This window comes from Angustibacter sp. Root456 (assembly GCF_001426435.1).
In the GTDB taxonomy this organism is placed as follows: Bacteria; Actinomycetota; Actinomycetes; order Actinomycetales; family Angustibacteraceae; genus Angustibacter.
The window spans coordinates 548,915-560,866 of record NZ_LMER01000020.1 but is presented as its reverse complement, the minus strand read 5'-3'; the positions used below and the strand labels follow the sequence as shown (position 1 = coordinate 560,866).

Annotated in this window: 9 protein-coding genes; 2 read left to right on the top strand and 7 right to left on the bottom strand. The window is 72.3% G+C overall.

The features are described from left to right. Nucleotides 1-98 precede the first annotated feature (98 nt). Entirely contained in the window at nucleotides 99-638 is a 540-nt protein-coding gene (locus ASD06_RS17370; RefSeq protein ID WP_162248105.1) for a MarR family winged helix-turn-helix transcriptional regulator, read from the top strand. Further along, nucleotides 635-2,311 (top strand): MDR family MFS transporter, encoded by a 1,677-nt coding sequence (locus tag ASD06_RS17365; RefSeq protein ID WP_056680543.1) that lies wholly within the window; start codon nucleotides 635-637, stop codon nucleotides 2,309-2,311. The genes ASD06_RS17370 and ASD06_RS17365 overlap by 4 nt, the downstream gene beginning before the upstream one ends. A gap of 63 nt (nucleotides 2,312-2,374) precedes the next feature. Here ASD06_RS17365 and ASD06_RS19010 read toward each other — a convergent pair whose 3' ends face one another. The 7 genes from ASD06_RS19010 to hisC all read right to left on the bottom strand — a co-directional run bounded on the left by ASD06_RS19010 (nucleotide 2,375) and on the right by hisC (nucleotide 11,912). Continuing rightward, a complete protein-coding gene (locus ASD06_RS19010) occupies nucleotides 2,375-2,842 on the bottom strand; it encodes a DUF559 domain-containing protein (RefSeq protein WP_162248104.1) in 468 nt (155 codons plus the stop codon). 546 nt (nucleotides 2,843-3,388) lie between these two features. Next, nucleotides 3,389-4,978: a serine/threonine-protein kinase gene (locus ASD06_RS17355; protein ID WP_056680537.1), complete on the bottom strand. Its 1,590-nt coding sequence runs from the start codon at nucleotides 4,976-4,978 to the stop codon at nucleotides 3,389-3,391. Nucleotides 4,979-5,081: 103 nt separating this feature from the next. Next, the gene (locus ASD06_RS17350) at nucleotides 5,082-6,623 is read right to left on the bottom strand and encodes a dihydrolipoamide acetyltransferase family protein (RefSeq protein WP_056680533.1); all 1,542 of its coding nucleotides are present in this window, start codon (nucleotides 6,621-6,623) and stop codon (nucleotides 5,082-5,084) included. Nucleotides 6,624-6,636: 13 nt separating this feature from the next. Beyond that, nucleotides 6,637-7,620 (bottom strand): alpha-ketoacid dehydrogenase subunit beta, encoded by a 984-nt coding sequence (locus tag ASD06_RS17345; protein ID WP_056680530.1) that lies wholly within the window; start codon nucleotides 7,618-7,620, stop codon nucleotides 6,637-6,639. 1 nt (nucleotide 7,621) lies between these two features. Then, on the bottom strand, nucleotides 7,622-8,785 hold the full coding sequence (gene pdhA / locus ASD06_RS17340) for a pyruvate dehydrogenase (acetyl-transferring) E1 component subunit alpha (RefSeq protein WP_056680528.1): 1,164 nt from the start codon (nucleotides 8,783-8,785) through the stop codon (nucleotides 7,622-7,624). Nucleotides 8,786-9,013: 228 nt separating this feature from the next. Continuing rightward, nucleotides 9,014-10,552, bottom strand: coding sequence for a hypothetical protein (locus ASD06_RS17335; RefSeq protein ID WP_157371776.1), 1,539 nt, complete (start codon nucleotides 10,550-10,552; stop codon nucleotides 9,014-9,016). 217 nt (nucleotides 10,553-10,769) lie between these two features. Continuing rightward, nucleotides 10,770-11,912, bottom strand: coding sequence for a histidinol-phosphate transaminase (gene hisC, locus ASD06_RS17330; RefSeq protein ID WP_082538170.1), 1,143 nt, complete (start codon nucleotides 11,910-11,912; stop codon nucleotides 10,770-10,772). Between the last annotated feature and the right edge of the window lie 40 nt (nucleotides 11,913-11,952).

The following is an 11,952-nucleotide window of genomic DNA, read 5'->3' as shown; positions in this document are numbered from 1 at the left end:
GGTAGGCGGCTGGCGCGAAACTGATTTGCGCCGGGCGGCTGTGCGGGTGCACCCTTTCCGTTGCTTGTCTCATGCAACTATCTATTCGTGGAGGTGTCGTGTCTCGTCAGCCGTCGCCATCCGACGTGGCCGACGAGGGCGCCGCGCCGCCGCCCGCAGCGGCGCACGCCGCGAGCAGCGAGCTGAGCGCCCAGGTGGTGCGGCTCACCCGTCAGGTCGCCGCACTGCGAGCGCACCTCACCAACCGGGCGCGGCACGGCGTCGAGTGGTCGGCGTACGTCGTGCTGTTCCACCTGGTGAAGGCCGGGGCCATGCGCTCGAGCGCGCTCGCCGAGATGGTGTGCTCCGACCCCTCCACCATCAGCCGCCAGACCGCCTCGCTGGTCGAGCACGGCCTCGTCGAGCGCCGTCCCGACCCGGACGACGGACGCGCCGTCCAGCTGGCCGCCACCGATGCGGGCCGCGCGCTGTTCGACCAGATGCGCGCCGAGCGCGACGGCCTCATCGCCAGCGTGCTCGTCGACTGGGACCCGGCCGACGTCGCCACGCTCGCTCACCTGCTCGACCGCTTCACCACCGACCTCGAGCGCCACCGACCGCGCTTGCTCAAGACCCTCGACTCGCTGGAGACCGCATGACCACCGAAGCCGCGGCCGGGGCCGCACCGTCGACGTCCGGGGGTGCGGAGCTGACGCACCGCCAGATCCTCACGATCCTCACCGGGCTGCTCATGGGCATGTTCCTCGCCGCCCTCGACCAGACCATCGTCGCGACGGCGATCCGCACCATCGCCGACGACCTGCACGGGCTGTCGGTGCAGGCGTGGGTGACCACCGCCTACCTCATCACCTCGACCATCGCCACGCCGCTCTACGGCAAGCTGTCGGACATCTACGGCCGCAAGCCGTTCTTCATCACGGCCATCTCGATCTTCGTCATCGGCTCGCTGATGTGCACCTTCGCGACGTCCATGTACATGCTCGCCGGCTTCCGGGCGCTCCAGGGCATCGGCGCGGGCGGCCTGTTCTCACTCGCCCTCGCGATCATCGGCGACATCGTGCCGCCGCGTGAGCGCGCCAAGTACCAGGGCTACTTCCTCGCCGTCTTCGGCACCTCGAGCGTGCTCGGCCCGGTCATCGGTGGCTTCTTCGCCGGGGCCGACTCGATCGTCGGCATCACCGGCTGGCGCTGGGTCTTCCTCGTCAACGTGCCGATCGGCATCGCCGCGCTGTACGTCGTCAACCACACGCTCAACATCACCCACCACCGCCACGACCACCGGATCGACTGGAAGGGCGCCGTCGCCCTCGCCGTCGCCCTCGTGCCGCTGCTCACCGTGGCCGAGCAGGGCCGCACGTGGGGCTGGGGCTCGGGTCGCTCGATCACGGCCTACGTGATCGGCGTCGTCGGCATCGTGGCGTTCCTGCTCGCCGAGCGCTCGATGGGCGACGAGGCGCTGATCCCGCTGCGGCTCTTCCGCGACCGCACGGTGTCGGTGAGCACGGTGGCCAACATCATCATCGGTGTCGGCATGTTCGGCGGCATCGTGTCGATCCCGCTGTACCTGCAGATCGTGCGCGGCGCGTCGCCCACCGAGGCCGGCCTGCAGCTGCTGCCGATGACGCTCGGCATCATGAGCGCCTCGATCATCTCCGGCCAGCTCATCTCCAAGACCGGCCGCTACAAGATCTACCCGGTGATCGGCACGGCCCTCGCGCTGGTGGGCCTGGTGCTCTTCGCCCAGGTGAACGCGGACACGCCGCTCTGGCAGACGATGCTGGTGATGTTCGTGTTCGGCTTCGGGCTCGGCAACTGCATGCAGCCGCTGGTGCTCGCCATCCAGAACGCCGTCTCGCCCCGCGACATCGGCGTGGCGACGTCGTCCGCGACGTTCTTCCGTCAGATCGGCGGCACGCTCGGTGTCGCGGTCTTCCTGTCGGTGCTCTTCAGCTCGCTGCCCGACAAGCTGGCGGCGGCGTTCGAGCGGATCTCGCCGACGCCGGCGTTCCAGGCCGCGCTGCGTGACCCGGCGAACGCGGACTTCGCCCGCCAGCTCAAGACCGGCGGCCTGAAGAGCCTCGGTGCGCTGGACGACTCGTCGTTCCTCAACACTCTCGATCCGCGGCTGGCGCGTCCGTTCCTCGTCGGGTTCTCCGACTCGATGTCGCTGGTGTTCTGGTGCGCGGCCGCGGTGATGCTGGTCGGCCTGGCGGTCGCGGTGTTCCTCCCGCAGGTCGAGCTGCGGACGCAGTCCGGTCTGCAGGCCGCGGCCGCCGAACGCGCAGCAGCGCAGGCTCCCCCGGCCCCCTGACCGCTCGAGTTCAGAGAAGTGGGGCACCTGGAGTGGTCCAGGTGCCCCACTTCTCTGCTGTCGCTAGCGACTCCTGCTGGCGAGAGCGGCGCGCACGCGCGCCACGGTCAGCACGGGCGTTTTGTAGACGTCGTCGTCGATGACCTCGATCACCAGCCACCCGTGGTCCTCGAGCAACCGTCGGCGGGTCTTGTCGCTCTTCCACTGCCGGCGGTCGGTGCGATGCTGGTCGCCTTCGTACTCGATGGCGATGCGCTGCTCGGGGTAGCTGAGGTCGGGCCGAGCCAGCCACACGCCGTCCTCGACGACGTCGCGGTTGACGCAGGGGTTCGGCAGACCGCCCCGCACCAGCAGCAGGCGCAGGCGCGACTCCATCGGCGAGTCGGCGCCACCGTCGAGCAGTGGCAGCGCTCGAGCCAGCCGCCGGACGCCGCGCTTGCCGGCCCACGCCTCGACCACGAGGTGCAGAGCAGCTCGCCCGGCGAGCCCGCGGCGCAGCAGGTGATCGCCCGCCACCACGAGATCCTCCACGTCGAGCGACCGGGCCAGCTCAGCCCAGCTCCACGCAGGCTCACTGAGAGCCAGACCGTGCTTCAGGCACCGGCGCCCTGGCTCTGTCTCAGCGCGGATGGCGACTCCTCGGATGGCCAACCCGCGCGTCGAGGTCGCCACGGCGAGCGGCGTAGCCGTGGCCCGCGGCGGCAGAGGGATCGCGTGCAGCGTCGCCGCGGTGGGGCCGCAGAACCGGGCATCATCCGGAAGGACGAGCGAGGCTGCGCGGCAAAGGGTCGTGAGGTCGTCGGGCAGGTCGGCCGGCACCCGCACGCCGCGAAACGGTGCCCGGAACCGCCGGCCACGTAGTACGTCGGCGCTGACCCCGAGCCGACGAGCCTCGGCCACGGTGAACGGTCGCCTGAGCAGCTGAGGTGGGATCTCGGCACGGGCAGGCACCCGCACCACTGTGGTGGATCAGTGAGCCCCGCCCGCGGCGTTGTCCACAGGCAGCGTCGACACCAGAGAAGTGGGGCAGACAGGGTCGGCCAGGTGCCCGACTTCTCTGCTCTCGATGATGCGGGGCTAGAGGCGGTGGTCTGCGTCGATGAGGTAGCGGTCGCCGTCGCGGACGATCTCGAGGCGGTGCTGCTCGGTGGACGTCGTGCCGTCGGTGCGCGTGTAGGTCAACGTGACGTCGGCGCGGCCCTTCTTCGCGTCCGCCTTCAGTTCGTCGACGCTCACCGAGTCGATGGTGCTCCAGAAGCCCTCGTACCCGTCGCGGCCACCGGCGGCCTCCTGCATCTTCGGCGTGAGCTGCTGCCAGGTGGTGTCGCGGTCGCGCGTGACGTCGTGGAAGTACGACCGGACGAACTGCGCCACGGCCGCGTCCGAGCTGGCGGGTGGGGGCGGCGTCGAGGTGGTGGAGCTGGTCTGCGAGGTCGACGAAGAGCTGGAGGAGCTGGTTGACGTCGACGGCGTGGACGACGTCGACGAGGAGGACGAGGAGGACGTCGAGGACGTCGAGGGCGCCGAGGTCTTCTGGGTCGTCGGCCGGGGACTGCTCGAGCCGGTCGCGGACGGCGTCCGGCCCGGGGTGCCGCCCTCGCCCGGCCGGGTCAGGGCGTAGACGGCGCCGATCACGGCCAGCAGCAGCAGTGCTGCGAGCAGCGGGACGAGCAGCCGGCGGCGCCGGTCCGGCGGCTCAGCAGGCGGCGGCCCGGCCAGCGGTGGCCCGGCAAGCGGTGGCTCAGCAGGCGGTGGCTCAGCGGGCGGTGGCTCAGCAGGCGCCGGAACCGCCGCCGGCATGATGCGCGTCGCCGGCCCGGCAGCGGCCGCAGCTGCAGCGGCAGCGGCGTCGGCGTCGTCCTGCGAGGCCGCGATCACCCCCAGGCGTTGGCCCACGGTCTGCATGTCGGGCCGTGCGGCCGGGTCGCGGTCCATCATCGACAGCACGACGTCGGCGAGCGGCCCGGTGGTGCGCACCATCGGCCGCGGCGGGGTCGTCGCGATGTCGCTGAGCAGAGCGAGGGAGTTCGCTCGCGGCTCGTACGGCGGCTGCCCCTCGGCGGCGAGGTAGAGCGTCGCGCCGAGCGCCCACACGTCGGACGCCGGGTCGGGGTCACCTCCGCGCGCCAGCTCAGGCGACAGGTACGCCGGCGTGCCCGACACCATCCCGGTCTGGGTCAGCTGCTCGTCACCGACGTGCCGGGCGATGCCGAAGTCGCTGATCTTGGGACGCCCCGTGGCGTCGATGAGCACGTTGCCGGCCTTGACGTCGCGGTGCACGAGCCCCCGCTGGTGCGCGGCGGCGAGCGCCCCCGCCAGCTGGGCGCCGATGTCGGCGACGCGACGCGGCGGCAGCGGCCCCTCGGCGGCGACGAGCTCGGAGAGGGTGCGCCCCTCGACGTACTCCATGACGAGGTACGGACGCCCCTCGTGGTCGACGACGTCGTACGCCGCCACCGCGGCCGGGTGGTTGAGGGCAGCCGCCGCCCGCGCCTCGCGCATCGCCCGGGCGGTCTCGACCTCGGGCTCGCCGGGCAGGCCGCCGATCTGCTTGACCGCGACCTGCCGGCCCAGCACGTCGTCCCGGCAGAGCCACACGACACCCATGCCGCCGCGCCCGATGGCACGCAGCACCTCGTAGCGCCCGGCGATCCGCTGCGACTCCATGACGTCCCTTCCTCGGCTCGCGGGTCACCCTACGGCGAACGCGCGCGGGGCACCGGACGAGCGTCCGGTGCCCCGCGGCGTCAGCTCGGTGAACCGAGCGGGATCAGCCCCAGACGAGCCCCTGCTCGGGACGCTCCATGATCGCCGCGACGTCCGCGAGGAACCGGCTGCCGAGGTCGCCGTCGACCAGCCGGTGGTCGAAGCTCAGCCCCAGCGTGGTCACCTGGCGCACCCGCACCTTGCCCTTGTGCACCCACGGCATGGGGCGCACCTGGCCGAACGCGAGGATCGCCGCCTCACCGGAGTTGAGGATCGGCGTCCCGGTGTCGACGCCGAAGACGCCGACGTTGGTGATCGAGATCGTCCCACCGGCCATGTCGGCGGGCTGAGTGCGCCCCTCGCGCGCGGTCTGCGTGAGGGACGCCAGCTCGTCGGCCAGCTCGCGCAGCGACTTGGTGTGCGCGTCCTTGATGTTCGGCACCACGAGCCCCCGCGGGGTCGCCGCGGCGATCCCCAGGTTGACGAAGTGCTTGATCACGATCTCCTGGTTCGCCTCGTCCCAGGCGGCGTTGATCTCCGGGTTGCGCCGCGCCGCGATGAGCATCGCCTTGGCCAGCACCAGCAGCGGCGAGACCCTGACACCGGCGAACTCGCGGTCGGCACGCAGCCGCTCGACCAGCTTCATGGTGCGCGTGACGTCGACCTGCACGAACTCGGTGACGTGGGGGGCGGTGAAGGCGGACGCCGTCACGGCCTGCGCCGTCATCTTGCGCACGCTCTTGATCGGCACGCGCGTCTCGCGCTGCCCAGCCGACGCCGGCGCGAAGTCGCCGTACTCGCGGGCCGGTGCGGTAGCGGCCCCGCCTCCACCCGAGGCGTGGTTCTGGACGTCCTCGCGGGTCACCGTGCCGTTCGGCCCGGTGGCCGCGACCTCGGAGATCTCGATGCCCAGGTCACGCGCGAGCTTGCGCACCGGCGGCTTGGCGAGCACCTTGCCGTGCGGACGCGGCTGCTCGTCGTGGCCGAGGTGACCCGGCAGGTCGACGTGCGGGGCGCGGTGCGGCTCGGGCTCAGGCTGCGACGCCTTCTCGGCCATCTCCTGCTCGACCATCCGGCCGATCTCGTAGCCGCCGTGACGCTGCGGCTTGACGCCCTCCTCGGTGAACGAGTCGACGTTGGCCTTGCGCGGCCGGCGCACCGCCGACGTCGTGCGCGGGCCGTAGCCCACCAGCACCGAGGTGCGGCCACCGGGGGCCGGGCCGCCGATGAGGCCGGGCTCGACGGCGCCCTCCTCGGGCGCCTGCTCGACCTCGGTCGCGCCGGGCGCCGCGCCCTGCGGCTCGGACGACTGCGGCGCCTGGGCGCCGCCGCCATCGGCGCCACCGCCGCCACCGCTGCCGGGGGCGACGTCCACGGAGATGATCGGCGTGCCGACGTCGACCGTCTGCCCCTCGGGCACGAGCAGCTCGGAGACGACGCCCGCGAACGGCGTCGGCAGCTCGACCAGCGACTTGGCGGTCTCGATCTCGACGATGATGTCGTTGGTCTTGACCGTGTCGCCCGGCTGCACCTTCCAGCTGACGATCTCGGCCTCGGTCAGGCCCTCGCCGACGTCGGGCAGGCGGAACTGCTTCAGATCTGGCATGTCCTCCCCTTCCTCAGTGGGCGAGCGAGCGGTCGACGGCGTCGAGCACCCGGTCGAGGTCTGGCAGGTACTCCTCCTCGAGCTTGCTCGGCGGGTAGGGCAGATTGAACCCGCCGACCCGGATCACCGGCGCCTCGAGGTGGTAGAAGCAGCGCTCGGTGACCCGCGCCGCGATCTCGGCGCCCATGCCGAGGAAGGTCGGCGCCTCGTGGACGACGACGAGCCGGCCGGTCTTCTCCACCGACGCCGCGAGCGTGTCGACGTCGAGCGGTGACAGCGAGCGCAGGTCGATGACCTCCAGGCTGCGGCCCTCCTCCTCGGCGGCCTTGGCCGCCTCGAGGCAGGTCTTCACCATCGGGCCGTAGGCCGCGACGGTGACGTGCTCGCCCTCTCGCACGACCTTCGCCTGGTGCAGCGGGCGCGCGTCGGCGAGCGTGAGCCCCTCGGGCAGCTCGGCCTTCTCCCAGTAGCGCCGCTTCGGCTCGTAGAAGATCACCGGGTCGTCGCTGGCGATGGCCTGCTGGATCATGAAGTGCGCGTCGACGGGGTCGGCGCAGCACACGACGCGCAGGCCGGCGGTGTGGGCGAAGTAGGCCTCGTTGGACTCGCTGTGGTGCTCGACGGCGCCGATGCCGCCGCCGACCGGGATCCGGATGACGACGGGCAGCTTCACCTTGCCGAGCGAGCGGGCGCGCATCTTGGCCAGCTGCGAGACGATCTGGTCGAAGGCCGGGTAGACGAAGCCGTCGAACTGGATCTCGCAGACGGGCCGGTAGCCGCGCAGGGCCATGCCGATCGCCGTCCCGACGATGCCGGACTCGGCGAGGGGCGCGTCGATGACGCGGTCTTCCCCGAAGTCCTTCTGCAGGCCGTCGGTGACGCGGAAGACGCCGCCCAGCTTGCCGATGTCCTCGCCCATGAGCAGGACCTTGGAGTCGGCCTCCATCGCGGCCCGCAGGCCGGTGTTGATGCCCTTCGCGAGGGTGATCTGCGCCATTTCAGTGCCCTCCCTCGTGGCCGGCGTCTGCGAACGAGTCGAGGTAGGTCGCGAACGCGCGACGCTCCTCGTCGACCAGGGGGTGGTCGTCGACGTACACGTGCTCGAACATGTCGAGCGGCTGGGGGTCGGGCATGTTCAGGCAGCCCTGCCGCACGTGCGCGGCGAGCTCGTCGCTCTCGGACTCGACGGCCGCGAAGAAGTCGTCGTCGGCCATGCCGTTCGCGATCAGGTGGGCCTTCAGGCGGCTGATCGGGTCGCGCTCCTTCCACACCTCGACCTCGGCCGAGACGCGGTAGCGCGTGGGGTCGTCGGACGTCGTGTGGGCGCCCATGCGGTAGGTGAACGCCTCGATGAACGTCGGGCCGCCACCCTGGCGGGCGTTGTCGAGCGCCGCCTTGGTGACCGCGTAGACCGCGAGGACGTCGTTGCCGTCGACGCGCACGCCCGGGAAGCCGAAGCCCTTGGCGCGCTGGTACAGCGGGATCCGGGTCTGGCGGTCGTTGGGCTCGCTGATGGCCCACTGGTTGTTCTGGCAGAAGAACACCACCGGCGCGTTCTGCACCGCCGCGAAGACGAACGCCTCGTTGACGTCGCCCTGGGACGTCGCCCCGTCGCCGAAGTAGGCGATGACCGCGGCGTCGCGGCCCGGCTCGCCGCTGCCGACGGCGTGGTCGCGCTGGATGCCCATCGCGTAGCCGGTCGCGTGCAGCGTCTGCGCGCCGATGACGATCGTGTAGAGGTGGAAGTTCTTCTCGTCCGGGTCCCAGCCGCCGTGGTTGACGCCGCGGAACAGGCCGAGGAGGTTGAGCGGGTCGACCCCGCGGCACCAGGCGACGCCGTGCTCGCGGTAGGTCGGGAAGGCGTAGTCCTGCGGCGCCATCGCGCGGCCGGAGCCGACCTGGGCGGCCTCCTGACCCAGCAGGCTGGCCCAGATGCCCAGCTCGCCCTGGCGCTGCAGGGCGGTGGCCTCTGCGTCGACGCGGCGCACCAGCACCAGGTCGCGGTAGAGGCCCCTCAGGTCCTCGGCCTGCAGGCCGGCCACGTAGTGCGAGTACTCGGGGTGCTCGATCCGCTCGCCCTCGGGGGTGAGCAGCTGCACGAGGTCGGGGCCTCCGTCGGTGGTGCTGACGTCGACCTCGTTCCCGACGGCGCTGTCGGTCACGTGATCTCCTTCGTCGACCCGGCGCGAGGGTGGCCCGCGGCGGGAGCTGACCAGTAGGTACCGACGCCTGTGACCGGCGGTGGCCGGGGCGAGGCGGCGGGGGCGCCCGCGCGCGCGGTTGTGGCGCGCGTCACGGTTGCTCAGGTCAAGGTACCGGCAGCAGTCGGCAGGGTGCGAACGGGCTGCACGCGAACGACGACCAGGGCCGCTCGATTCGACGGCCGGGTGTCAGCGACGGTGGCGGCCCGGCGCGCGACGCGGCTCGTCGTCGCTCGACGCCAGGTGCGCGCCACGGTGCTTGGCCGCCGAAGCGTCGTGGTGGTGCTTCACGCCGGCAGCCGCGCGGGGCTTGCGGGCTGGCTTGGTCTTGGCCTTGGCCTTCGCAGTGCGCAGCGTCTCGGGCTCCACGCGGCTGTGCGGGCGCACCTTGTCGTCGCCGCGGGCGGGGGCCTTGCTGGGCGCGCGGCGGCCGGCGGTCGACGTCGATGTCGACGTCGACGTCGATGTCGATGTCGACGCGGTCTGGACGCTGCCCACCTGCGGGCCGGCGTCAGCGGCGACCTTGCGGTCGCTGCTCGACGTGGGGGCCGTCGGCGAGCTGGGCGCCGAGGTGGCGTCGGGGGACGCGTCGTCGGTGGGGGACGCGGTGGCGGAGGCGGACGCCGTCGCGCTCGCGCTGGGCGCCAGGGCCGCGCGCTGGGCCGTGGCCTCGCCACTGTCGGTGACGCTGTCCGCGACGGCCTGCACGACGGTGGACGTCGACTGCTGGGCCACCTCCGGACTGGCTGAGGCGGCCGCGGCGGTGGCCACGAGGACGACGGCGGCGGCGTCGGTGGTGCGCGGCGCGACCTGCTTCACCGTGTCGCTCACGAGCGGGGCCACCGCGGACTGCAGCGCCGACGGCAGGGCGGTGCGGAAGCTCACGGCGGCCACCAGACGGATCTGGCCCTCCGACGCCTTCGCCTGCGAGGCCTTGACCGCGTCGTCCAGCGCGGTGTTGGCCGCGGTGTTCATGGCCAGGGTGACGACGGCGTCCATCGACTTGTCGAGTCGGTGGGAGACCTTCTTCACGGCTGCGCGGTCCTGCGGGGACGGGCCGGCGAGGAGCGCGAGTGAGGTGCTGACGCGGCCGACGACGGCGTCGCCGGCCTTCTCCACCTGCTGCTTGGTGAACGCCACGACGATGGAGCTCGGCGGCTGCTTGGTGGGCGTCGGTGTGGAGGTCGGCGGCTTGCTCGGGTGACTGGGGCTGGTCGGCGGCTTGCTGTGCGACGGCGAGGTCGGGCGCCCGGGGTGCGACGGGTGCGTGCTCGAGGGCCGCGACGTCGTGGGACGGCTGGGCGGCGTGGTCGGGCGGCTGGGCGAGGTGGTCGGCACCGGCGTCGTCACCGGACGGCTGGTCTGCTCGCCAGGTTGCGGGATCGGGTTGCTCACGCCGCCCCGCTGCGGGGTGGGAGCGGTCGGCCTGCCGCCCGCTGCGGGAACGACGACACCGACTCCCACCGGGGTGCGAGCCGGGCGGCGCACGAAGGGGCTGCTCGGCGCGACGGGCGTCGGCACCGTGATGGCCTGCACCGAGCCGGGCACTCCGGGCACGTCGCCCGTGACCGCGGCGTACGGGTCGTGCAGGCCGGTGGCGCTGAAACCGAAGACGGCGGCACCGACGAGGGCCGCGGAGGCCATGGCCGCGATCGCGGCGGCGGGCCCGCTCGAGCGCACGCTCAGCCTGCGACCGGCACCTCGCGCCGTCCGCCGCTCTGCGGTCATGACCATCGCCCCCGGTGGCGTGTCGAAGGATGTTACGGAACGTTACGCTCGTGCCGATGTCACGTAATGCTATCGCACGACCGCAGTCAGTAACACCTAGAAGAACCAGCCTAATCGGCGTAACGCACGAACAACATGCCCCGATATGACTAGCCCTCAGGTGACCCGACAGGACTACATCGGCAGTGGGCCGCCAACGCTTTAGCCCATCAGGGGTTCACCCGTTCGCGGACCCCCGGCGGAGGAACTGCCCCGCCACCTCGATGAGGCGGTCGTTGGCTGCAGGCTCACCGATGGTGACGCGCACCCCGTCGGTGGCGTACGGCCGCACCACCAGCCCGTGCGCCTCGCAGGCCGACGCGAAGTCCGGCGTCCGCTCGCCCACGCCGAACCACACGAAGTTCGCCTGCGACTCGGGCAGCTCCCAGCCCTGCTCGGCGAGGGCGGCCGCGACCCGCTCGCGCTCGGCGACCAGAGCCTCGACCCGCTCGGCGAGCTCCGCGGACGCGCCCAGCGAGGCGATCGCCGCCTCCTGGGCGATCCCCGAGACGCCGAAGGGGACGGCCGTCTTGCGCAGCGCCGCGGCCACTCGAGGCTGCGCGACCGCGTACCCCACCCGCAGGCCGGCGAGCCCGTACGCCTTGGAGAAGGTGCGCAGCACGGCCACGTTGGGGTGCTCGCGCTGCAGGGCCAGGGCGTCCGGCGCCTGCGGGTCGCGTACGAACTCGACATAGGCCTCGTCGATGACGACCAGGACGTCGCGGGGCACGCGGGCCAGGAAGGCGTCGAGCTCGTCGCGGTGCACGACCGGCCCGGTCGGGTTGTTGGGCGTGCACACGAGCACCAGCCGCGTGCGGTCGGTGACGGCGTCGGCCATCGCCGACAGGTCGTGCCGGGCGTCGGGGCGCAGCGGCACGGGCACGGGGACGGCGCCGGCGGCCTGCGCGACGATCGGGTAGGCCTCGAACGAGCGCCACGCGAAGATCACCTCGTCACCCTCGCCGCACGTCGCGGCGACGATCTGACCGAGCACCCCCACGCTGCCGGTGCCGGTCGCCACGCACTCGGCTCCGACGCCCACGTGGTCGGCGATGGCCTGCACCAGCCCCGTGGCGAACATGTCCGGGTAGCGGTTCATCGAGGCCGCTGCCTGCTCCACGACCGCCTGCACCGCCGGCAGCGGCGGGTAGGGGTTCTCGTTCGACGACAGCTTGTACGTCGTCACACCGGGCTGCGACGGCGCGGGCTTGCCCGGCACGTAGGCCGGGATGGCGTCGAGGGTCGCTCGCAGGTGCACGGGCACCTCGTGCTCGGCGTCCGGCGTGATGGCGTCCGGCGTGGTGGCGTCAGGCTCGCTCATGGCCGCCACCCTAGGACGCCGCACCGACGGGTGCGTGATC